The sequence below is a fragment of the Kribbella catacumbae DSM 19601 genome, from assembly GCF_000372465.1.
In the GTDB taxonomy this organism is placed as follows: domain Bacteria; phylum Actinomycetota; class Actinomycetes; order Propionibacteriales; family Kribbellaceae; genus Kribbella; species Kribbella catacumbae.
Window position 1 is genome coordinate 66,831 of record NZ_AQUZ01000027.1, and the last position, 22,776, is coordinate 89,606.

A 22,776-nucleotide genomic window follows, 5' to 3' on the forward strand; every position below is an offset into this window, starting at 1 on the left:
CGGGAATGCCTGAGTCGGGTTGTCAGCGGGTGCATGCGGCGATGAGGTCGGCGATGGCCGGACGTGGTCGCTCGGCGAAGCGAGAGTGGGTACCGAAGGTCCGGTTCGCGTAGATCAGTGGCGCCACGTCAGGGCTGCGCTTGGCGGAGCGCACCAGGCCGAGCAGCAGAAGGTGGTCGCCGGCCTCCACGGTTCGGTAGAGGTCGCACTCCACCCAGCTGGGAGCGTCGATCAGTCTCGGAAGTCCGGCCTCCAGATACCAGTCCGCAACGCCGAAGCGGTCGACGTCGCGGCGGGCGAAGACCATCGCAAGCTCGTCTTGAGCATGGCTGAGGATGTTCACCGCGAACCGCCCGGCCTGCTGGATCGGCGTGAGCAGTGAGGAAGCACGGTCCACAGCGAGGCTGACAAGTGGCGGCTCCAGTGACAACGAGGCGAACGAACTCACCGTCATCCCGAAGGGGATGTCATCGAAGATGGTCGTGACCACCGTGACCGGAGCGCACACGCCCGACATCAACTCGCGAAACTGTTGCTGGTCGATCATGGCCACCTCTCGTCTGCACGAAGCCGATATGTCAATTAAGTTGATGGTGCGGGTGGCCACCACTGGCTGTCAAGGGGTTTCCACTATATTGTTTATGTGGAATTCTGAACGCTGTGCTGCTGACGGAAGGGGATGACATGGTCGAGGACAACGGCCTCGACGTACCCGCACTTCGACCCCAGGACTGGCGTCACCCGGCATCTGATGTCAGGCCGGCTCCGCGGCTGTCTCGCGGCGAAGCCACGGCCGCCCAACTCATCGCGATCGCCGAGACGGCCCAGCCCGGCGATCGGCTGGGTTCCAAGGAGGAACTACGGGGTCGGTGCAACGTCTCGGTCGGAACTTTCAACGAGGCTGTGCGGATTGCGCAGTCACGCGGCGTGGTGACGGTGCGTCCGGGGCCTGGTGGTGGCGTCTTCGTCGCAGCTCAGTCCCCGATGGTGCGACTAGGCAACTCGGTACTCGCTTTGGACGCCGGGCAGACGCCGGTCATTGAGGCGGTCCGCATTCGCGACGCCCTCGATCCCCTGCTGATCGAGGATGCGTTGTGGCATGCCTCGCCTGCCGACATCGCCGCGATGCGCGAAATCCTGGCCGACATGGCTGCGGCAGTGGGCCAACAGGACCCAATCGGGTTCATCCGAGCGAACTGGTCTCTGCACGCGCGCATCGCCGCAGTCAGTCCGAACCCGATGCTCCGATCGCTCTACGTGAATCTGCTCGACCAGATCGAATCCCACACCCTCGCGGTACTGCCGACCAGCGAACAGCCGCTGCCCGAGTACATCGCTGCCCGGCATGCTCTCCACGTCGCCATCGTCGACGCACTGGCCGACCACGACCGAGACCGCGCCCTGCGCCTGATCGCCGAACACAACATCACCAATGCGCCCCCGAGCACACTCACCCAGTCTGCATCCCCCATCGAAGACCTCGACGACGAAGCTTTGCGTCAGCAACTCCTCGCTCCCCCGCCGGCCTGACCTGGGCAGCTACCCGACCTGAAGCTCGGTCGACAGTGGGAGGTCTGACACCGACGAGCCGGCTCGGAGGGTGAAGGTGCCGGGCTCGGTGGTCCAGGCGTTGTCCCAATGCTCGAAGGTGCGGTTGTGCAGAGGGACGGTGAGCTGGCTGGTCTCACCTGCATCCAGGCGTACGACGGCGAAGCCGGCCAGCCAGCGGACCGGCCGATCCACTGTGCTTTCGGGGCGTTCGGCGTACACCTGGACGACGTGCTTGCCGGATCGATCACCAGTGTTCTGGACGGTCACCGCGGCAGAGGTCTCGGAGGCACGGAGGTCGGACAGCGACCAGGTGGTGTAACCGAGCCCGTGCCCGAACTCGAACGCCGGTTCGGTCCCGGCGCGGAGCCAAGCGCGATAGCCGATGTGGACGCCTTCGTCGTACCGGACAGTGCCGTCCTGTGGCGTGACGTCGATGACCGGTACGTCGGCTTCCTCGCGCGGCCACGTGGTGGGGAGACGCCCACCGGGCTCGACGATGCCGAGCAGTACGTCGGCCAGTGCATGGCCGTACTCCTGGCCACCGAAGTAGGTGACCAGGAGTGCGGCTACTTCGCCACGCCAGGGCAGCTGGACGGGCGAGCCTGAGTTGACGACCACGACCGTGCGGGGATTGGCCGCGACCACAGCCCGGACCAGATCGTCCTGGCGACCGGGCAGCGCGAGCGTGGTCCGGTCGTGGCCCTCGGATTCGACCTTGGAGTTGGTGCCGACCACCACGACCGCGACCTCCGCGGCCCGCGCGGCCGCGACGGCCTCGTCGATCAGCGCCTGCGGGTTCGACCGGTCCGGCTCGACGCCGACGGTGATACTGAAGGCGTTGCCGAGACCGCCTTCCCAGGTCGGCAGTTCGAGTTCCACGCGGAAGTCGACCGGCCGGCCGGCGATCACGTCGAGCGGAGTCGAGATGGACGGCGGCGACAGCAGTGCGGCGCCGAGGTCCGAGCCGACCGGTACGGCCACGCCCTCACGCAGAAGCTTGCCGTCGGCAAAGATGCGGCCCTGGCCGACCGAGGCGAACCCGAGCAGCATTGACCCTGACTCAGCCGGCGTGTACGTCGTACGGAACTCGAAGACCGACGTGTCGGCGATCGGCGCGCTCCCGCCGAGGTACACCAGCGCGCTGGAGAAGCGGTCCTCGGCGAACAGCTCGGCGCCGTCCTCGGCCAGGAAGCGTGCCCGGGCGCCAGGCCGGCCGGTCGCCGGATTGGTCATCGTCGACAGCGGCAGCTCGGCGACACCTTCTTGGACGACCGCGCCGATCGAGTACGTCACCTCGGCATCAGGTAGAGCCGCACGCAGTCCGTCGAGCGGTGAGACCACGGACGATGGGATGACGGTCGCGCTGCCGCCGCCCTGGGTCCGCGCGTCGCGCGCGTTGTGGCCGATGACCGCGACCCGCTGGAGTGTGGTGGCGGTCCAGGGCAGCTCGTCGGCATTCCGCAACAGGACCGAGCCTTCGGCCGCCGCGGCGCGGGCGAACGCGACGGTATCGAGCTGGGGAATCTGGGCCGGCTTCTCGAACCCTTCGAGCGCGCCGACCCGGGCGGCCAGCGCGAGCAGGCGCAGTACCTTCCGGTCGATCGCCTCCTCCTTGACCTCACCCGACCGCACCGCCTCGACCAACGCGTCCCCCCAAGCCCCGATCGGGCCCGGCATCTCCAGGTCCTGCGAGTGGTTCGCGCTCTGCACGCTGCGTACGGCGGTCCAGTCGCTGACGACGACGCCGTCGAAGCCCCACTCGCTGTTCAGCGGAGTCTCGAGCAACTCGTTCTCCGACGCGGTCGCGCCGTTGATCGAGTTGTACGCACTCATCACCAGCCATGCCTTCGACTCGACGACCGCCTTCTCGAAGGCCAGCAGGTACACCTCGCGTAGCGCGCGCTCACTCACGACGACGTCGGCGGTGAAGCGGTCGGTCTCGAAGTCGTTCGCGACGTAGTGCTTGGGGGTCGCGCCGACGCCGAGTTCCTGTACGCCGGCCACGTAGGCGGCAGCGAGCTCGGCGGTCAGGACCGGGTCCTCGCTGAACGCCTCGAAGTGACGTCCGCCGAGGGGTGATCGGTGCAGGTTGATGGTCGGGCCGAGTACGACGTCGACGCCTTTGCGGCGGGCTTCGAGCGCTGACACCACGCCGTACCGGTGGGCGACGGCGAGATCCCAGGACGACGACAGCGCGGTCGCGGACGGAAGGTTGAGCGATGGATCGCGCTCGTCCCAGACCGGTCCGCGGACGCCGCTCGGGCCGTCGGACAACACCATCGACCGCAGCCCGACAGCAGGAAGCGGGTGAGTCGACCAGAAATCCTGACCGGTGAGGAGCTGAACCTTCTCCTCGAGCGTGAGGCGACCGGCCAAGGCGACGAATTCAGCAGGTGTCGGGCTCATGCGTGTCACTGTACGCGCGAAAACCAAGTGATGCTAGGTTTTGAAATATGGCAAAGAGAGGCCCGTACGCGAAGGGCGTCGCCAAGCGCGAGGAGATCCTGACCAAGGCTCTCGAAGTGATCGCCAGACAGGGCTACCGCAGGACGTCGACGCGTGAGTTGGCGAGTGCCGTCGGGCTGAGCGAGGCGGGCCTGCTGCACTACTTCGGGTCGAAGGAGAAGCTCTTCGAGGAGGTACTGCGAGCGCGCGACGAGGCCGACACGGCGCGACTGAGCGACGAGTCCGATGCGGTCGGCAAACTCGCCGCCATCGTCCGGCACAACGCGGACGTCCCGGGTCTCGTCCAGCTGTACTCGACCTTCTCGGCGGAGGCCGGCGATCCGCAGCATGGCGCGCACGAGTACTTCGTGGAGCGCTATCAGCACCTGCGCGAGGCGCTGGCCGAAGCCATTCAGGATCGGCAGACGGACGGAACGATCAGCACGGCGGCCGACCCGGAGAAGATCGCCACCTTGCTGATCGCCTTGTCCGACGGACTGCAGATCCAGTCACAGTTCCGGCTACTGGACCAGCCAGGGGACCTACTGGACCACCTGATCCAGCTACTGCGGCCCACTTCGCGCACTTGACAGCGCCTCAGCGCTACTTGGACCTGGCGCGCGCTGCTTGGACGAGGCCGTCCGCGAGGGCGAGTGCGTGGAGCCGGCCGGGGCAGGCGTGCGGGCCCGCGCCGAACGGCAACTCGGTCAGGTCGATCTCCACTGTCGCGCCGTCCGCGGCCACTCGCCGGGTCTTGAGCACCGGCGGGCCGGTGCGGTCTGCGAGGGTGTTGGCGACCAGGGCGGCGGTCGCGTCACATGCCTGGACGAGCAGGGCGATTCGGTTGGCCGTCTTCTCGTCATAGGCACCGAGGGTCCGGACAAGGCGGTCGACGGCCTGATCCGCCGCCGGAGTGATCGCGGTGTGCGGCTGGTAGGACTTCGCGATCACGGCGATGTCCTCAGCGACGGTGACGGGCAGTCCGAGCGCTTCGGCCAGCACCTCCACCGGGCCGGTACCGCGTCGGAATGCCAACGCTCGCAGGGCATCCGGGTCGATGGCAGCCAATTCGGTCACGGCGTGCGCACGTCGGCGTTCATGGGTTGCACCGTTGCTGAAGCGAGCGACGGACGCCCGCAGCCAGGCGATGCCGTCAGCGGCGTACGGCGGGGACGGGACGCGGTAGTTCGGGTCGGTCAGCACGGCAACGACAGTACGACGGGATCACTTAGACGCCGACCGAAGCGATCACCTCGAGGAGTCTCTGATCAATTCGATCTGGTGGGTTCGCGTGGCGGCCGAGAGGGTGACGATGGCGCCACCCCTGGGCGCAAGGCCGGGGGGGGCCGGACACCCGCGCATACCCGTCCCCGGCCAGCAAACGCTTCCCTCGGCGTGTCGGGGTATCGGGGCCGGGTCGTGCGTGCACAGCCATCCGCGCGGCAGGCGGCGACGCGCACGCCGTCACCCTGGACGTCACCGACTCGTCCATCGTTCAGGAGGCCGCGAAGCAGGTCGGGGAGCGCTTCGGACATCTTGACGGCCGGGCGGCAAGCACCTGCTCGGAGCCCAGCTGGGCACCCCGCCGCAGTGGCGACGCCACGGCCCAGACTGATGCACTGACCGAAGAATCCCACCATGACGGGCGCGGGTTGCGTCCCCGCGATGTGACTGAACACTGTGTCGGCGGCATGCGCACCCAGCGGATTCGCGGCCTGGCAGCTCATCCGTAGCGGCTGATCCGACGGTGCCGCCGAGTCCCCTGCGGCGACGATGCGGTCATCGTCGATGCTGGTCAACGTCTCGTCGGTGACGAGGCGGCCGAAGGCGTCGGTGCTCAGGCCGCTGCGGGTCAGAGGTCGAAGAGGTCGGCTGCGGTCGCACCCATGACGGCGTCGTGTTCGGCCGGGGTGAGGTCGGCGGCTTCGACGGCTCCCAGCGCGATCGAGGGATCGATCAAGGTTGCGTCGGTGCCGAACATGAGTCGGCCGGGGCCGACCCGGTCGAGGGTCCAGCGGATCCGGCCGGCGTCAGGGGCGGACCAGCAGGGCTCGAACCAGACGCGATCGGAGCGGTCGGCGGCTTCGGGGATCAGCCGCCAGCCGCTGGCCGCCATGTGGCCGGCTATGACGCGGGCGCCGGGGACCGCGGCGGCCACGTCGGCGAGGTCGAGGATGTTCCGGTCCCAGGTGTGTACCAGCGTGGGCAGCCCGAACTCGGTGGTCAGTTCGATGGCGGCCCGCATCGGCGGGCTGTCGATCGGCGTCCGGCTGTACTCGGTATGGATCTTGGCCCCGGTCCATCGCTCCCGTCCGTCTCCGGCCAGGAGCTCCGTCAGATCGTCGCGCGCCTCTTCCAGCCGGCGCGGATCGACCACCAGCATCCCGCGCAACCGCGGGTCCGCGTCCAGCTGCGCCAGCATCGCCCGGTTGCCGCCTGGGGCGTCGTACACGATCGCCTCGATCGCCGACACCAACTGGACGTCGATGCCGAACCGGTCCATCAGGTCGATGTTGACCTCGATGCCACCGACGTCCATCGAGAAGAACCACGGGCCCCAATGGGCATGCACGTCGACGATCATGCGGACTCCAGCAAGCTCTTCACGTTACCGCTCCCGACCAGCTCGATCTCCCCGGCGCTCAGCCTCGACGTGAGCAACCGCCGTACCACCGACCGCGCCTCGTGGAACGGCGTCCGGCACCCCAGCAGCAGCCGCTCGGCACCGACCTCCGCCGCAACGATCTCCAGCGAGTCCGGCCCGGTCAGCATCCGCGTCGACGTCCGGAACCCGGCCTCGTCGCGGGCCAGCACGATGAAGTCACCCAAGTGGTAGAAGTGCGTGTCGAGGAACACCACCTGTGCGCCGAGCCCCCGGAACGGCGTACCGAACTTCCGTACGTCGCCCTCCACGAACACCGTCAACCCCGCGGCCACTACCAGCTTCACCACATGCCCGAAGGTCGGGAACTCCGGCTCCACGCGCTGCAGACTCGGTGCCAGCCGCACCGTTCGCGGCGGTGCGGCCAGCGACAGCAAGCGCTCCAGCTCCCGCTCCGCCCCGAGTGCGTCCCGCAGGTCGAGCACCGGGCACGCCGTCCACCCGTTGCCCGCAGCAACTTCCAGGGCCTCGTCGTTCCCACTGCGTACGTCGAAATGCACGGCCCGCAGGCTGGACACCACACCACCCGACAGCCCGATCGCGGCCACGTCGTCCCGAACCGCGTCGGGCCGGGCCCACCGAGTAGTGGTCACGTCATGCCCGATCAGAACATCGCAGTCAAGCAACACCGGCCCGCTCATCCCTGCACCCCCGCCAAAACGGCGTGGACCTTGCGGACCGCCGCAACCACGTCGTCCACGTCGTCAGCGGTGTAGTTCTCGTTCCAGGGAAGGACAAGGAGCCGCCGGTTGATCAAGTCTTCCGCGGTCGGGCAGAGCCCCACCGGGTACTCAACATCTTCGAGCGGATACCCCGACCGTCCGTAGGTGACCTTGTCACGCAAGACGGGCGCGCTGTACAGGGCGCCGGTCAGGTAGCCACCGTTCGCGGGGATCCCCTCCGCCGTAAGCGCGGCGGCCCACTCCTGCAGGTCACCGGCGACATCGGGGTCAAGGATCAACGGGTACTGCCAGTAGACGTGGTCACCGACATCCGGTGGAACAGTCACACCCGCCAGATCCGACAGCGCCGCAGTAGCCCGCGCAGCCGCCGTACGGCGATCTGCAACCACCCCCGGCAGCCGCGGCAACTGGGCCCTGGCCACCGCACCGACGAGCTCGGACATCCGGTAGTTCACCGCGAGGAACAGATAGGTCCGCTCCGTAGTGTCCCGCGGCCAGCCCTTGTCAGAGAACAGGCGCATCCGGCGCGCGAGCGCAGCGTCGTCCGTGACTGCCAGACCGCCGTCGCCAGCGCTGATGTGCTTGGTCTGCTGCAGGCTGAAGCAGCCGATATGGCCGATCCGCCCAGCCACCGTGTCGCCGACCCTGGCGAGATAGGCCTGGGCACAGTCTTCGATCAGCATCAGCCCGTTGCGGTCACACAACTCCCGCAACTCCCGCACCGGCGCCGGCTTGCCGAACAGATGCACCACGATGACCGCCCGGGTCCGCGGAGTGATCGCGGCTGCCACGGTCGCCGGCGAGAGGTTGCCCGTCTCCTGGTCGACGTCGGCGAACACCGGTACGGCGTTCTGCATCAGAATCGGGATCACCGTGCCCATGTCACTGATCGGCGTGGTGATGATCTCGTCCCCCGGCTCCGGGTCGACCGCCGCCACAGCCAGGTGTAGGGCCGCCGTACCGGAGCTGCAGGCGACCGCGTGATTCGCACCGAGCAAAGCGGCGAACTCGTGCTCCAGCGCGGGCACTTCGGTCCCCCAGGTCGACGACAGCATGCCACTGCGGAGCACACCTTCGACGGCCTTCACCTCCTCGTCGCCGAAACGGCGGCCGGAGCTGTCCATCACGGACGGCAACGGGGCCGTGCGCACCGCCGCACCACCATCACGGGCAAGGCGTGCAGGATCGATGCTCATGACAACCACTCCCTCACGACAGCCAAGTGTCGAGATGCTCAGTGACGAATTCGTCGTCGGTCAGCCACGGGTAGGCCGCGGTCACGCGGTGGATCTCCTCGGCCTGCCCCGGTGACAGGTCCTCGGCCGGGTCAAGGCAGCGACGGTCGGCCACCAGGCCCTGGCGGCGCAAGACCTCCTTGATACCAGGCACGCAGCCGTGGAAGTCGTTGGCCGCATCGAAGATGGCGGCGTTGGCGTCGGTCAACTGCGCCGCCAGCATCAGCAAGGCAGGCAGGTCATCCACTGCTCCGGCGCGCGCGGCCCTGACGCGTTCCAGCAGCTGAACCGCGGGCCGCGTCCAGACCGCCCACTGACCGAGCAGCCCCCCGACCATGTGCTTGCGCACCCGCGAGCCGCCGACGCTGAACTCGAACGGCGTGAGCAGATCAACGAGGATGTTGTCGTCGTTCCCGGTGTAGACCGCGATCTCGTCGCTCCGCCCAGAGCTTCCGACCGATCGCAGTACGTCGAGAGTCGCGTACCGGTCGAACGGTGCGACCTTGATCGCGGCCAGTCTGGGGATCTCCGCGACGCGGGCCCAGTACCGGGCGGACAGCCGGCGGCCGCCCACGGCCGGCTGCAGGTAGAAACCGATCACCGGCAGCACCTCCGCCACCGCTGCGGTCCGCTCGACCAACTCGTCCTCGCTCAGGTGCGCCAGGCCGCCCGGACTCAGCAATGCGTAGTGATACCCGAGCCCGGCAGCGATCTCGGCCTCGCGTACGGCGTCCCGCGTCTCACCACACGCGCCGGCCACCATCACCACCGGCCGCCCGGACTCGTTCCGCACGGTCTCGGCGGCCAAGGCGAGGACCGGCTCCAGCAGGCCGCGATCGCGGATCGCGAACTCGGTGGTGTGGACACCCACGGCCAGCCCGCCGCTCCCCGCGGCCAGGTAGTACCTGGTCAGCGCCCGCTGGTGGCGCTCGTCGATCCGCAGGTCCTGGTCAAGCGCAAGCGGGTGCGCGGGGATCACGCAGCCTTCGCGCAGGAGTCCGGCCACCGGATCCGGTGCCGCAGCAGACGAGAGCATCGCACCGCCCTGAGGAGTCGGCAATAACGGTTAAGACCGTAATTAGCAGAATGAGTGCTGTCAACACGGCGGAGATGCCCTAATCATTCTGGAATGACCCTTGTACAAGTCGTTGACTGACCATCTATCGGCATCTACGGTCATGACCGTAACCCCCTAATCTGGAGGTGGGCGAACGTCCTGGCGGAGAACCGGAAACCTGGCCGTCGCCAGGCGTGGCTGCCCTGTCCGTACTGGCGGCATGCGGTGGCAATGGCGGATCGGTCGCCGCGCCGAAGGACGGCGAGGAGGTCAGCGGCAAGATCACGGTCCGCGCCTATCCACTGTCGAGTGGCGATGACGAGAGTGCGGACAAGAAGTTCTGGGAGTCACAGGTCGCGGCGTTCAAGACGAAGTACCCGCAGGCCGATGTCACCGTCGAGGTCAAGCCGTGGAAAGACCGCGACACCGCACTGACCACCGCGATCGCCGGCGGCACCGCGCCCGACGTGGTCTACATGATTCCCGACGAACTGGCACAGTTCCGCGCCCAGGAGGTGCTGGAACCGCTGAACGACGCGCTGAAGACCGGCGGGTACCGCAAGAGCTCGCTCGACGCGGTCACCTACGACGGGAAGATCTACGGTGCGCCGATCCTGATGTCGGTGATCCCGGGGATCTGCGACGCCAAGGTGCTCAAGGAGGTCGGCGTGGACAAGCCACCGACGACCTGGGCCGAACTGGCCGCGCTCGGCCCGAAGTTCAAGGCCAAGGGCAAGTACGTGACGCACATCATCGCGTCGACCGAGACGACCCTCAACTCCACCTTCTACCCCTGGGTGTGGCAGGCCGGCGGCTCGCCGTTCGACGATGCGGGCAAACCGACTCTGGACAGCCCGGCGATGGTGGCGGCCGCGACGTACCTCGGCGACCTCGCGGCACAGGGTTTCGTCAAGCGCGACGAGGCCGCCGTCAACCTGCTGGCGGAGCAGACCGTGGTCGGCCGCCGCCAGGTCGGGTGTGTCTACTACGCGACCGCGACCGGCATGGCCTCCGTCTGGGGCAAGGACGTCATGATCACCCCACCGTTGAAGGACAAGGCGCAGGCGACCTACGGCACGGTCGGGTCGTTCACCGTCCTCAAGGACTCCGAGAACAAGTCGCTGGCCGCGGCCTGGGTCAACTTCATCACCAGCGACGAGCAGTTGGCCGCGATCGGCAAGTTCTCGAACTATTACCCGCCGAAGGAGGGCGCACCGGCGCCGTTCGCGGCGGGCTCGCCGGAAGCCCAGGCCGAGCCCTACCTGGCGATGGTCAACGTCGGCCCGCGGGTCGCGCATTCCCGCGAGGTCCAGGCCGTGCTGGCCCCCGAACTCCAGGCCGTCGTGCTCGGCAAGAAGACCGCGGAGAAGGCGATCAGAGACGGCGCCAAGGCCGCCGAACCGGTGTTCTGGCACTCGCTGCGGGTCACGCTGGTCTACACCGTCGTCACCGTGCCGGTGCTGGTCGCGCTGGCGGTCGGGATGGCACTGCTGGTCCGGCGCTCGTTTCGCGGCATCCGATTCTTCCGGGCCGCGTTCTTCCTGCCGGTGATCACCTCGCTGGTGCTCGCCGGAGTCGTCTTCATCTGGATCTTCGGCACCGACGGCGCCGCGCCGCGGCTACTCGGCGGGCTCGGCCTGTACGACGGTTCGTGGCTCACCAACGACGTGCTGGCGATCGTCGCCATCGCCGCCGGCTATGCCTCGGCGATCGCGCTGGCGCTGTTCGTCCTGGTGCTGGTCATCACGCTGCTGCAGCGACTCGTCCTTGACCGGGAGGACTGACCGATGGCGACAGTGACTGAACCCGACCTCGACACCGCCGTACAGCCGCAACGATCGCACTCAGCAGGGCAGCAGAGCGACGGCCAGGAGGTCTTCGCAGCTCGAGGCGCGACCCGGATCCTTCGTGGCGTAGTACTGGCCGGCTGCGCGCTGCTGACGCTGTTCCCGTTCTACGCGATGGTGGTGCTGTCGCTCAAACCGAACGGCGGCCTGATCTTTCCCGGAAGCCTGGTGCCGGACCACCTCACCCTGGACAACTTCTCCCGGGTGATCCGGTCGAACCAGATCCTGCGATGGGCGCTGAACACCCTGGTGTACTCCGGAGTCAGCGTGATCCTGGTGCTGCTGCTGTCGTCGATGGCCGGGTACGCCTTCGCGAAGAAGCGGTTCCCCGGCAAGACCGCGATCTTCTGGTCGTTCCTCGGCATGCTGATGGTGCCGTACCACATCACCTTGATCCCGCTGTTCGTGATCGTCGCGAAGGCCGACGGCGTGAACACCTACTGGGGACTGATCGTCCCGACCCTCGCGAACGCCCAGGCGACGTTCCTGATGCGGCAGTTCATCCGCGGCATCCCGGACGAGCTGATCGACGCGGCGAAGGTGGACGGAGCCTCGGAGATCCGCATCTTCGCGCAGATCGTGCTGCCGCTGTGCAAGCCGATCCTGGCAACGCTCGGGCTGTTCGTCTTCCTGTGGCACTGGAACGACTTCCTCTGGCCGCTGGTGGTGGCCCAGTCGCCGGACCTGCAACTGCTGACCACCGGGATCGCGGGACTGATGCAGGACAAGGTGCCGATGAGTGTCGCGATGGCCGGCTCGGTCGTCGCGCTGGCACCGCTCTTCATCGCCTACCTGTTCGCCCAGCGGCACTTCACCGAGGGCGCCACCATGTCCGGCCTGAAAGGCTGAGAGGAACCAAGCTGTGTTCGAAGACGAAGCAGCGCTGGATGCTGCGCTGGCAACGCCGTCCTCTGGGCTGGTCGCCGACCTTGCCCGGCTGGAGGGAGACCTGGTCCTGCTGGGCGCCGGAGGCAAGATGGGACCGAGCCGGTACGTCCGGTGCGCCCGGTCGGCTGTGGCAGACCAACTCGGTCGTCGCGGGGCTGGCCGCCGCAAGCTGTCCGTCCGCGACCTCGCGCTGGAGGCGGGGAAGCGGCTCGACGTGGAACCGGAGTTGACCGGCATGGAGGCGCCGACGGCTTTGCTGAACGATGCGTCCCGGTGCCACGAGTTGTTCGGCCGGCCCGACGCCGGAATCGAGACGCTGCTGGACTGGCAGGCTCACTGGATCCTGCGCGGCGGCGTGCTGTCGGGCAAACCGACCAAGTTCCAGGTCCGCGACGGCAAGTTCTGAAGGGTCGGGGTGCGCCCCGGTCACCTCCCGATCGACCAGGAGCGCGCGGTTCCGTTGCCGTCGGCGCTTTCTTGCGCTAGCAGCGCGAGCCGCGCCGCTGCCAAGGACTCGCTGGTCGAGATCGGGGGTTCCGCTCCGCGAGCGAGGTGCTCGAACGTCAGCTCGGCCGGACGCGATCCGTTCCCGAGTTCGACGGTCGAGGTGGCCTGGTTGTTCGTCGTCAGCGTCAGCTGATGCCTGGCCCACCACAGATCCGCGACGCCTTCGGTGCCGATCAGTCGCAGGTGATAGTCGCCGTGGACTGCCGAGGCCGCAGGGGTCAGCCAATTGGCTTCGAGCAGGATCAGGTGGTCAGGAGTCCGCACCGTCGCGGCTCCGCAGAGGGCGAAATCGGATCGCTCCGGCAGCGATCCAGCCGTCGTACCGCTGATCGTGCCCGACGTCGCCTGCGTGAGCAGCAGCGCCAGATCCAGGTCGTGGGTCAGGAGATCGTTGAGAATTCCGCCGTACGCCCGTCGGTCGAAGAACCAGGCAGGACGGCTGCGAGGGTTGAGTTTGTGGGGACCCGTCGAACTGAGCTCCACCAGCGCTCCGAGGCGACCCGACCTCACGATCTCCAGCGCGGCCACCGTTTCGGGGTAGTACCGCTTCTCGAGAAGCATGGTGACTGATCGCTGATTCGCAGTACTCGCGGCCGAGATCGCCTCGAGCTCCGCGGCTGTCGTACACAGCGGCTTGTCGGCCACGACGTGGCAGCCGAGGTTCAAGGCGTCCACGATGATGCCGCCACGCGTCCCGTAGATCCCCGCCGCCACCACGACGTCAGGCTCGGTGGCCGCGAACAACTCACGGTGATCGGCGAAGACCCGGGCCCCGAACGGATCAGCGCAAGCTCGCGCGAGCTCGGTCGACGGATCGGACACACCCACCAACTCGAAGTCTCGCGACGAGCTCAGCTCACGGGTGACGTACTCGACGTGGGGATGGGCCGCCCCCGCGATCGCGACGCGTCTCATCCTCGCAGTAGATCACGCAACCGGTTGCAGGACAAGCTTCTCAGCGTCGCCGGTTGACCCGGCCGACGCTGGCCCGGACGACCAGATGGGTTCCGATGGAGACCCGCTCGTCACCGGCTGCCGGGTGCCCGTCGATCAGGCGCAGGAGCAGTTCGACGGCGGCCTCGCCGGCCGCGGCCGACCCGCCGGAAATCGTCGTGAGCGGAGGCTGCGTCGTCGCCGCGAGGATGTCGTCGCATCCGACCACGCTGAACTCGCGCGGCACGTCGATGCCGCGAGCGTCCAGGCCGGCCAGCAGCCCTTGGGCGACGACATCGTCGAACGCGATCACCGCCGTCGCGCCTGAGTCCACCAGGGCCGAGACGATATCTCTGGCCGCCTCGTGGCTGGGCCGCCCGAGTTCGAGAACAGTGACAGTCAGTCCGGCCGCGGTACCTGCCGCGACCACCGACTGACGGCGCTGCTGCTCGGACCAGGATTCTCGCGGCCCGGCCACGTAGGCGATGTCCGTGTGCCCGAGGCGTTTCAGGTGCCCGACGGCCTCCGTCACACCGCCCTTGACATCGACGAGAACACGCGCAATTCCAGCGAGATCCCGGTTGATCAGAACGACCGGCTTGGTCGCGGCAATGGCGCGGATCTGATCCTCGGTCATCCTCGAGGACGCCAGCACCAGGCCGTCGATCTGATTGCTCAGCCGAGCCACCAGAGTCGCCTCGCGGACCGCGGACTCGTCGGAGTCTCCCAAGAAGACCGCATAGTCGACAGTGTCGGCACCCGCCTCGATCTTGCGGACCAGCGGCGGAAAGAAGGGATTGCCGATATCGGGAACGATCACGGCCAGGTTCCCGAATCTGCCGGTGGACAGAGCCCTCGCGGCATGGTTCAGGGAGTACCCCATCCGGTGGGCGATCGAATGGATCCGGTCAACCGTCTCGGGCAGCAGCAGATCGGGGCGACTGAACGCTCGCGACGCTGTCGAACGCGACACCCCTGCCGCCGTGGCAACGTCCTGCAGCGTGACGATCCCCGGCTGCCCAGACCTACGACGGGCCATGGCAGGAACCCTACCGCAGGCCATCTTGACGTGCAATCGGTTGCATTCTACCGTGAAAGGCATGACCGGGCTGCCCTGGGTACGCATCTATCCCGACCGTCAGGTTCTTGGCCACGCCGCGGCTCGCGACATCGCGGCAGAACTACGACGGCTGCTGGACGGACAGGACAAGGTCCGGATCCTGTTCGCCTCGGCGCCGAGTCAGTACGAGACACTGACCGCCCTGTGCGCCGAACCTGGGATCGACTGGCGGCGCATCTCGGCGTTCCAGCTGGATGAGTATCTGGGCCTGTCACCGGACGCACCGCAACGGTTCGGACGGTGGCTGCGGCGGACACTGTTCGATCGCGTTCCGGTCGGCGAGGTGAATCTCATGGACAGCACCGACGACATCGACGGACTGCTCGCCGACTACGCCGGCAAGTTGTCCGAGGCACCGATCGACATCGCCTGCCTCGGCCTCGGGGTCAACGGGCACCTCGCGTTCAACGACCCGGCCGTCGCGGACTTTCACGACCCTCTTGCGGTGAAGGTCGTCGATCTCGACGAGGTCAGCCGTCAGCAGCAGGTCGACGACGAGTGCTTCACCACGATCGACGACGTACCGCGACAGGCGGTCACGCTGACGATTCCGACCCTGTTGACCGCGCGCAGGATCTTCTGCGTCGTCCCGGGGTCCCCGAAGGCGAGGGCGGTCCGCGCGGCACTGCTCGACGCTCTGAGCACCGAATCACCGGGAACGATTCTGCGCACGCATCCTGGCTGCGTGCTCTATCTGGACCGCGACTCCGCCCTCGAAGTCCGTCAGGAAATCGCCGGATGAGCCCTGTCGTCACCTTCACCGGAAGGGATCCGCGCACCTCGACCCCGGTCACCGTGAGCGTCCGGGACGGGCTGATCCTCTCCGTCGAAGAAGGCCGGCTGCAGACCGGCGACTGGATCGCCCCCGGTCTCGTCGACCTGCAGGTGAACGGATACGCCGGCTTCGACTTCAACGCCGAGGAGCCAAGCCCGCGAGCCGTCGTCGCCGCGACCCGGCGACTTCTCACCGACGGCGTGACGACGTTCGTACCGACTCTGGTCACCGCATCGCACGCGCGCATCGCCGACCGCCTGGTGGCCCTGGCTCAGGCGCGCACCCTCGACGCCGCGACCGCGAGAGCGATTCCGTACGTCCACCTCGAGGGACCCCACCTCTCGGACCAGGACGGTCCGCGCGGCGTCCACGAGCTGGAATGGGTCAGACCACCATCGCTGGACGAGTTCGACGACTGGCAGTCGGGATCCGGTGGACTGATCGGAATGGTCACGCTGTCGCCTCACTATGACGACTCGGCCGACTACATCGCCGCTCTCACCGCGAGGTCCGTCCAGGTCGCCATCGGGCACACCCACGCGACCGATCAGCAGATCAGGGCGGCCGTCACCGCAGGTGCGAGATTGTCCACGCACCTCGGGAACGGGGCACACACAGTGCTTCCCCGGCACCCCAACTATCTCTGGTCTCAACTCGCCGAGGACGGACTGACGGCAGGGTTCATCGCCGACGGTCACCATCTGCCCGCCGCGGCCCTCAAAGCGATGATCCGGGCCAAGGGGCTTCAGCGCTCCCTGCTTGTCTCCGACGCGGTCTCGCTGGCCGGGTGCCCGGCGGGTGAGTACCGTACGCCGGTCGGAGGACACGTCGTACTCGACGAACAGGGCAGGCTGACTCACGTCGAGTCCGGGCTGCTGGCCGGCGCCGCGCGGGGTCTGGCCTCCGGTGTCGCCTACGCTGCCACCGCCGCTGGACTCGGCCTCGCGGACGCACTCGAACTCGCCACGGTCTCCCCCGGTCGCTTCGTGGGTGGGCGCGGCCGGCTCGTACCAGGAGGGCGAGCCGACCTCATCCTGTTCGGGTGGCAACCCGGAGACACAGACCTCGCGATCTCGACGGCAGTGCAGGGTGGAGTCGAATATCCTTCCCCTACAGGGATGTAGCCACCTGCTCGAGTACCGAGATCGGCTCTAGCATGGCCTCCTCAGTCACTGGGAGTGCTCCGCTCGAGAGCATCGAGAGGAACGCGTCGACCCCGGGACGGAGATAGTCGGCGCCGAGCCGCAACTCTCTCGCGAGAACGCCGCGCCGTCCGACCACGGTGACGTGGAACGGCACCTGTGCCTCCGGTTCGGGCCGCACGAACTCCAACGTGACAGCCGTACCAGCCGCGTCGTAGTGCGCGAGAATCGTGCCCGCGGCACGACGTACCCGAACGGGGCTCGTCCGGCCTGGTGCGAGCCGCTGCGCGACGTCCGCGAGATGGATGCCGTAGAAGAAGATCCCGGCGTACTCGCTCGTCTCGTCAGCCGGCCCAGTCACCGTAACCGTCTGAATCTCGCCCACCTGGGCGGCCGCCTCGCGGACGAGCGTCTCGATCTCAGGAAGCCAGCGCAGCGCCGAGGACGACGTTACCTGCGTCTTCCCGTCGCCGGCCGCGTCGAGGATGGCCCGCGCGTCCTGGACTGTGCACGCCAGCGGCTTGTCGACCCAGACGGGCGTACCGGATTTCAGGAACGGCGTCGCCTGCTCCCGATGCAGCCGGCCGTCTCGAGACGTCACGATCACAGCGTCGACCCTGCCGAGCAGTTCCTCCGGCGTATCCACGACAGTCCCGATCGATCCCAGCTCGGCCAGGCTGTCGCCGATCGACGACAGCCCCGATGAAGTCCTCGTACTGCGCACGATGCGCGATGTCGACCGGGCTCCACCCCTCGACCAGAGGTGAGCCTGCGGCGTCGACGTCCCGATCGAGCGGGTGCCGTTCCACCAGCCGGGACTCGAAGAGTTCGAGGTGATCGTCCACCATCCCGGCCACGCCCTGGTCACCATGCACCGTGATCCGGACCGGCAACCCTGGATAGGCGGCTGTGCTCGCGAGCAGCACTCCGATGGCACCGCTGGCAAACCTGATCGTCGCCGCGGCGACATCCTCGACATCGATGCGTTCGTGGGCGATCGTCGCGGTCTGCGCCGACACCTCGACCGGCTCACCCATCATCCAGAGCAGCAGGTCGAGCGTGTGGATGCCTTGATTCATCAACGCGCCCCCACCATCGACCGACGCGGTGCCACGCCAATCCCCAGAGTCGTAGTACTCCTGCGAACGGAAGAAGACGGACTCCGCGATACCCGACGTGATCCGGCCCAGGTCGCCCCGGCGAATCGAGTGCCTGATCCCGACCGCGGGCGGCTGGAAGCGGCGCTGACTGATGACGGTTACCGTCCGCCCGCTCAGCTTCTCGGCTGCGATGATGCGATCGGCCTCGCTCAGGGTCGTGGCCAGCGGCTTCTCGATGAGAACGTCCTTGCCCGCGTTGAGAGCCTCCACCGCGGCGTCCCCGTGCCGCGCGCTCGGAGTGCACACCGCCACCGCGTCGATGTCCTCCGCGGCATAGGCGGCCACGGCGTCGGTATAGGGGTTGGCGCCGAACAGCGTCGCCAGCGATCGGGCGCGGTCGATGTCGGTATCGACAACCGCAACCAGACTCGCCGAGCCCGGCAGTGACGAGATCAGGCGCGCATGCACCGCCCCGATCGCTCCGGCGCCGATGATCGCGAACCGCACACCTTGTCCCATCTTCACCTCTCGACAGTGAGCAACCGGTTGCATGGGGCCATGGATTGCGCCCGCAGGCGCGGCATTACGGTCCTGGCTGTAATTACGGGACGTTACTCGCGGCCAGATCACGACGTCAACGGGTCGATCAGGGCGGCCAAGATCTAGACGTTACGGCCATGACCGTTATACCTTCCAGAGACCAACGCCGCAGGGAGCCCGCCCATGATTCCGCGCCGTCCGCTCAGTCCTGTCCTCCGTCTCCACGTCTTCTGCCGCGCCGCCGCGGTCCTGGCCGTCACGCTGGGTCTGCTCTGCACTGGCGGCCTGATGGCAACTGCCCGCCCAGATCCGCACGGGAGACCGCCTGGTCCCTTCCCGGCGGTGGCCGGTCCGATCACTCCGGATTCCGCTCGGGTAGCCCCCGCCGACGATCCGGTTCGCGATCTTGGCGCACCGATCAGCTCGCTCACTGTGATGGAGGGGGCGGTCGGCCGGACACCCGGCGGCCGCGACGTCGTGTACGCCGTACCCGCCGGTGAGAACGCCCGTCTCAACGTCGTCGATCTGCACAGCCGCGAGTTGCTGCACGCCATCCCGCTCCAGGGCGCCGCCGGCGCGTGGGCGATCACTGTGGCGAGCGACGGCCGGTTGTACGTCGGCACCTACCCGAACGCGCACCTGTACCGCTACGACCCGGGAACAGCCACCGTCACCGACCTGGGACAGCCGATCCCCGGCGAGTCCTACATCTTTGGCCTCACCGCGGATCAGAACGGCAACGTGTACGCCGGGACGTACCCGACCGCCCATGCGTTCAAGTACGACGCGTCGAACGGCCAGGTGACCGACTACGGCTCACTCGACCCGGTGCAGAAGTACGCACGATCAACCGTGTACGACCCAGACCACAACAAGCTGTTCGTCGGCATCTCCACCCCCAACGCCAGGCTGCTCCGCATCGACGTGGCGACCGGCCAGGTCGAGGACATCACTCCAGCCGGCACGACGGCCAAGGACTTCATCGACCTCGACTACGTCGGCGGGCGCATCTTCGCCAACGCCAGTAGTCGCCTGGTCGTGGTCGACCCCGTCACCGGTGAGCAACTCAAGTTCACCGACGCGACCACCGGCAGCTTGGTGATGGACTACCCGATCGCCGCACGCGGCGTGTCCCCGGCCGGTCCCGGTGGGGTGTACTTCACCAACAACACGCTGGCCTTCATGCACTACGACCTGGACACCAACACAGTCGGCCCGACAGGGCACCAGTTCACCCGGAGCGCCTCGATCGGGTCCGGCTGGGTCACCGAGAACGGCAGCCAGGTGCTGTACGGCCTGGCCGGCAACTACTCCGGCGGGACGTTCCGGTACGACCCGCAGGCCGGCACTCTCACGTCGTGGACCTCCCCGTTCCAGTACGTCCCGGTGGCGCTCATGCACGCTCTCGCGGACCCCTCGAACGGGAAGGTGTTCGTCAACGCCTTCCTCAACGGGTCGACCTCGGTCTACGACCCGGCGACCGCCAAGGCCACGGCCACAACCCGCCAGGGACAGGTCGAGGACTGGGCCTGGGACAACACCGGCAAGATGTATGTCGGGATCTACCCGTACGGCCGGTTGTCGCTGTGGGACCCGAAGGCCCCGGAGTCCCCAACGAACCCGAAGGAGCTCTTCGCCCTCGTCGACAGCCACCACCAGAACAGGCCCGTCTCCGTAGTACCTGCCGGCGACAAGGTCTACGTCGGCACCACACCGGCGTACGGCGAGTACGGCGGGGCTCTCACGGTGTACGACGTCCCGACCGGCGCCTTCACCGTCTACCGCGACCTGGTGGCCGACCAGACCATCTCCTCCCTGCTGCCAGTCAGCACCGGGCTGTGGGCCGGCTCGGCCATCGAAGGCGGTCAAGGTACCGAGCCCATCGCTACCGAGGCGCACCTGATCAAGGTCGACCCGTCAACCGGCGCTGTGCTCATTGACGTCGTACCCGTGCCCGGTGCAGCCAGCATCAACCAGTTGAGCATCGGACCCGACGGCAACTTGTGGGGTCTGGCGGACGGCATCGTGTTCGTCGCCAACCCGACCACCGGGGCGGTACTGCGCCAGATCCCCGTCCACAGCGGCAGGACCGGCGCCAACGACGGGGCCCTGTCGTGGCGCGACGGCTACCTGTACGGCGTCTCGTCCGGCCGGCTGTTCGTCGTGGACAGCCTCGGCGGTGTGTCGACCATGCTGCGCGACCACGGCCTCAACCGGCTCACCCAGACCCCGGACGGCACGTACTACACGCTGCTCCGACCGGACGGCTGGACGAACCCGACCAACCTGGCGTCATACAGCCCACCGGTCGACCCCTGTCCCCGGTCGGATCTCCGGACGACGGTGTGGACCGGGAACATCAACAGCCACGTCGTCAACCGGAATACGACCTACGGCTGCACGCTGACCGACGTACTGCCGGATGCCGAAGCGGACTGGCCGAGCCACAGCGCCTACGTCCGTGCGGTCGACAAGAAGGCCAAAGAACTGGAGGCCGCCGGAACGGTGGACCGCTGGGAGGCCATCCTCATCCGCCTCGCCGCCGCCCGCTCCGACGTCGGCCGGTAATCACCAGTTGCCAGTGACTGTGGTGCCTGACTTGGTGACGTAGTAGGTCAGTTTGGTGCCGCTCCAGTAGTGGAACGTGAGCGTCACCCGTGAGCTGTCGTTGATGGCGGCGAAGAAGTCCGGGGTCAGGGTGGTGGCTCCGGTCGCGTAGTTGGGGGCGAACGCGCGGTCGAACTCCTTGAAGGATGTCCAGTCGTGCGGGCCCGCGTTGGAGCCGTCGGCGTACTTGGCCTCCATCGTGGCCAGCAGGTCGCCGCGGAAGGTTGTCGGGATCGCGAAGGAACTCGTCGTCCCCGTGGCGTTGCTCAGCACCGGTGAGTCGGAGGTGATGAGGTTGATCCGCCACGGCACACCTCGGGAGAAGCGGGCCGACAGCACCGCGTTCGTGCCGTACTCCCGTGATCCGCTCAGCCTTGTCAGCGTCGGAGTGGTCAGGGTGAGCTGGTCGCCCTGGACGGTGTAGTCGGTACCACGTACCAGCTCGGTGGCGCCATGGCGCAGCCCCCTGAACGACGTCCCGTTGAGATTCAGGGTGATCGTCTTGGCGGTGATGGCACTCGACCGGGCGTTGAAGACCTGGTCCGTGGACGCCGTGCCGGAGCGGGTCGTCCAGCTCGACTTGAGCTGCGCGAAGAGCTCCGGGTCGCTCCACTGGACCGAGGTGCGGCCGAGGTGCTGGCCGTTGTCCCACAGCATCGTGGTGATCTTCTTGGCGCGCGTGTAGTGGCCGAGGTACTCGAAGAACTTCAGCTTCTCGCCTTGCTGGATGGTCCCGGTGTGCCGATCGAAACCGAGCAGGCCGTACTCACCGAGGATCACGGGGATGCCGCGGGCGACCAAAGTGTTGTAGACACGATCGAACGAGTCGGTCAGGTCCTTCTGCGCGGTGGCGTCGAAATGGGTGCCACCGGCAACGTTCACGCTGAACGGCCAGTAGCCGTAGTAGTGCACCGTCGCGACCAGGTTGGGGTCGTTGAAGCTGCGGATCGAAGTCGCCAGCGCGTCGAGCAGCACCTGGTCGGACGACGTGTGCAGGGTCGGCAGGACGAGGAGACGAGTGGCGTTGCCCGCACCGGATCGACGTACGATGTCGCGGAACGAGGTGTTCAGCTCGTTGAGCAACTCCACTTCCTGGGCCTGTCCCGAGCTACCGGTGAACTGCGGCTCGTTGACGCTCTCGAACGTCAGCTTGGGTCCGAAGGTCTTGAAGGCTTCGGCCAACTGTGTCCAGATCGCGTTGTAGCGACTGAGTACGCCGCTGCGGTCGGCCGGCATGGTGTTGATCCACTGCCACGAATCGTGATGAAGGTTGATCATCACGTACAGGCCGCGCGCCATAGCCCAGCCGACAACCTCTTTGACCCGGTTCAGGTACGCCGCCTCGATCTGGTGGCCCGGAGCCGGCGCCACATGCGCGCTCCACGTGACGGTGATGCGGATGCTCTTGAAACCCTGCGCCTTCACGTTGTCCAGCAGCGCTTCCGTGATCCGTGGGTTGCCCCACGACGTCTCGTCGCTGCCGGTCGAGTCCAGGGTATTGCCGACATTCCAGCCTGGCTGCATCGCCGCAACTCTGGCCATCGCGTTGATGCTCGTGCGGCTCTCGGCGGCGTTGGCTGGTACCGGGCCGACGCTCGCGGCCAAGGTCGCGATCGCGGCCGCAAGCACAGCGACCCGATGCCGGAACACTCGCGTTCTTGTGAACATGGAGCTCCTCGCAATC

At 67.4% G+C, this 22,776-nt stretch carries 19 protein-coding genes and 1 pseudogene; 8 read left to right on the forward strand and 12 right to left on the reverse strand.

Annotation, left to right across the window (positions count from 1 at the left end; translation table 11 throughout):
• Positions 1 to 22 precede the first annotated feature (22 nt).
• A complete protein-coding gene (locus A3ES_RS0125865; protein WP_202806590.1) occupies positions 23 to 607 on the reverse strand; it encodes a flavin reductase family protein in 585 nt (194 codons plus the stop codon).
• A 53-nt stretch (positions 608 to 660) separates the two neighbouring features.
• Between A3ES_RS0125865 and A3ES_RS0125870 the strand changes: the two genes are divergently transcribed.
• A complete protein-coding gene (locus A3ES_RS0125870; RefSeq protein WP_020389751.1) occupies positions 661 to 1,530 on the forward strand; it encodes a FadR/GntR family transcriptional regulator in 870 nt (289 codons plus the stop codon).
• Between the two features lie 9 nt (positions 1,531 to 1,539).
• Here the strand turns inward: A3ES_RS0125870 and A3ES_RS0125875 are convergent, their stop codons facing one another.
• Positions 1,540 to 3,957: a glycoside hydrolase family 3 protein gene (locus A3ES_RS0125875; protein ID WP_020389752.1), complete on the reverse strand. Its 2,418-nt coding sequence runs from the start codon at positions 3,955 to 3,957 to the stop codon at positions 1,540 to 1,542.
• Between the two features lie 47 nt (positions 3,958 to 4,004).
• On the opposite strand from A3ES_RS0125875, the gene A3ES_RS0125880 reads away from it, so the two are divergent.
• Complete coding sequence (locus A3ES_RS0125880; protein ID WP_020389753.1) at positions 4,005 to 4,586, forward strand: TetR/AcrR family transcriptional regulator; 582 nt, start codon at positions 4,005 to 4,007, stop codon at positions 4,584 to 4,586.
• Between the two features lie 13 nt (positions 4,587 to 4,599).
• On the opposite strand, the gene A3ES_RS0125885 is transcribed toward A3ES_RS0125880, so the two are convergent.
• The 5 genes from A3ES_RS0125885 to A3ES_RS0125905 all read right to left on the reverse strand — a co-directional run bounded on the left by A3ES_RS0125885 (position 4,600) and on the right by A3ES_RS0125905 (position 9,612).
• Positions 4,600 to 5,199, reverse strand: a complete 600-nt coding sequence (locus tag A3ES_RS0125885; protein WP_020389754.1) for a hypothetical protein — start codon at positions 5,197 to 5,199, stop codon at positions 4,600 to 4,602.
• Positions 5,200 to 5,848: 649 nt separating this feature from the next.
• Positions 5,849 to 6,580: an amidohydrolase family protein gene (locus A3ES_RS0125890; protein WP_020389755.1), complete on the reverse strand. Its 732-nt coding sequence runs from the start codon at positions 6,578 to 6,580 to the stop codon at positions 5,849 to 5,851.
• Positions 6,577 to 7,299: an amidohydrolase family protein gene (locus A3ES_RS48455; protein WP_063745997.1), complete on the reverse strand. Its 723-nt coding sequence runs from the start codon at positions 7,297 to 7,299 to the stop codon at positions 6,577 to 6,579. The genes A3ES_RS0125890 and A3ES_RS48455 overlap by 4 nt, the downstream gene beginning before the upstream one ends.
• Positions 7,296 to 8,537: a DegT/DnrJ/EryC1/StrS family aminotransferase gene (locus A3ES_RS0125900; RefSeq protein WP_020389757.1), complete on the reverse strand. Its 1,242-nt coding sequence runs from the start codon at positions 8,535 to 8,537 to the stop codon at positions 7,296 to 7,298. Before A3ES_RS0125900 ends, A3ES_RS48455 begins: the two co-directional genes overlap by 4 nt.
• A 13-nt stretch (positions 8,538 to 8,550) precedes the next feature.
• The gene (locus tag A3ES_RS0125905; RefSeq protein WP_040455541.1) at positions 8,551 to 9,612 is read right to left on the reverse strand and encodes a dihydrodipicolinate synthase family protein; all 1,062 of its coding nucleotides are present in this window, start codon (positions 9,610 to 9,612) and stop codon (positions 8,551 to 8,553) included.
• A 167-nt stretch (positions 9,613 to 9,779) separates the two neighbouring features.
• On the opposite strand from A3ES_RS0125905, the gene A3ES_RS48460 reads away from it, so the two are divergent.
• Genes A3ES_RS48460 through A3ES_RS0125920 form a run of 3 tightly spaced genes read left to right on the forward strand, consistent with a single transcriptional unit; the run spans position 9,780 to position 12,774 of the window.
• Positions 9,780 to 11,417, forward strand: a complete 1,638-nt coding sequence (locus A3ES_RS48460; RefSeq protein ID WP_157630754.1) for an extracellular solute-binding protein — start codon at positions 9,780 to 9,782, stop codon at positions 11,415 to 11,417.
• 3 nt (positions 11,418 to 11,420) lie between these two features.
• Positions 11,421 to 12,329, forward strand: a complete 909-nt coding sequence (locus tag A3ES_RS0125915) for a carbohydrate ABC transporter permease (RefSeq protein WP_020389760.1) — start codon at positions 11,421 to 11,423, stop codon at positions 12,327 to 12,329.
• 13 nt (positions 12,330 to 12,342) lie between these two features.
• Positions 12,343 to 12,774: a hypothetical protein gene (locus tag A3ES_RS0125920; protein ID WP_020389761.1), complete on the forward strand. Its 432-nt coding sequence runs from the start codon at positions 12,343 to 12,345 to the stop codon at positions 12,772 to 12,774.
• A 20-nt stretch (positions 12,775 to 12,794) separates the two neighbouring features.
• On the opposite strand, the gene A3ES_RS48465 is transcribed toward A3ES_RS0125920, so the two are convergent.
• Together A3ES_RS48465 and A3ES_RS0125930 are read right to left on the reverse strand one after the other, a co-directional pair.
• Positions 12,795 to 13,790: a Gfo/Idh/MocA family protein gene (locus A3ES_RS48465; protein ID WP_020389762.1), complete on the reverse strand. Its 996-nt coding sequence runs from the start codon at positions 13,788 to 13,790 to the stop codon at positions 12,795 to 12,797.
• 40 nt (positions 13,791 to 13,830) lie between these two features.
• Positions 13,831 to 14,847, reverse strand: a complete 1,017-nt coding sequence (locus A3ES_RS0125930; protein WP_040455544.1) for a LacI family DNA-binding transcriptional regulator — start codon at positions 14,845 to 14,847, stop codon at positions 13,831 to 13,833.
• Positions 14,848 to 14,908: 61 nt separating this feature from the next.
• Here A3ES_RS0125930 and A3ES_RS0125935 point away from each other — a divergent pair, with 61 nt between their 5' ends.
• Together A3ES_RS0125935 and A3ES_RS0125940 are read left to right on the forward strand one after the other, a co-directional pair.
• On the forward strand, positions 14,909 to 15,670 hold the full coding sequence (locus A3ES_RS0125935; protein WP_020389764.1) for a glucosamine-6-phosphate deaminase: 762 nt from the start codon (positions 14,909 to 14,911) through the stop codon (positions 15,668 to 15,670).
• A complete protein-coding gene (locus A3ES_RS0125940) occupies positions 15,667 to 16,827 on the forward strand; it encodes an N-acetylglucosamine-6-phosphate deacetylase (RefSeq protein ID WP_020389765.1) in 1,161 nt (386 codons plus the stop codon). The genes A3ES_RS0125935 and A3ES_RS0125940 overlap by 4 nt, the downstream gene beginning before the upstream one ends.
• Here A3ES_RS0125940 and A3ES_RS56245 read toward each other — a convergent pair.
• Both A3ES_RS56245 and A3ES_RS56250 read right to left on the reverse strand, forming a co-directional pair.
• A complete protein-coding gene (locus tag A3ES_RS56245; protein ID WP_237745052.1) occupies positions 16,814 to 17,446 on the reverse strand; it encodes a Gfo/Idh/MocA family oxidoreductase in 633 nt (210 codons plus the stop codon). The genes A3ES_RS0125940 and A3ES_RS56245 overlap by 14 nt on opposite strands.
• Positions 17,447 to 17,696: 250 nt before the next feature.
• Positions 17,697 to 18,497 (reverse strand): annotated as a pseudogene (locus A3ES_RS56250) (Gfo/Idh/MocA family protein); the annotation flags it as partial.
• 171 nt (positions 18,498 to 18,668) lie between these two features.
• Here A3ES_RS56250 and A3ES_RS0125955 point away from each other — a divergent pair.
• Entirely contained in the window at positions 18,669 to 21,053 is a 2,385-nt protein-coding gene (locus A3ES_RS0125955; protein ID WP_020389768.1) for a DUF6923 family protein, read from the forward strand.
• Here A3ES_RS0125955 and A3ES_RS0125960 read toward each other — a convergent pair whose 3' ends face one another.
• The gene (locus A3ES_RS0125960) at positions 21,054 to 22,760 is read right to left on the reverse strand and encodes a cellulase family glycosylhydrolase (protein ID WP_051084809.1); all 1,707 of its coding nucleotides are present in this window, start codon (positions 22,758 to 22,760) and stop codon (positions 21,054 to 21,056) included.
• Between the last annotated feature and the right edge of the window lie 16 nt (positions 22,761 to 22,776).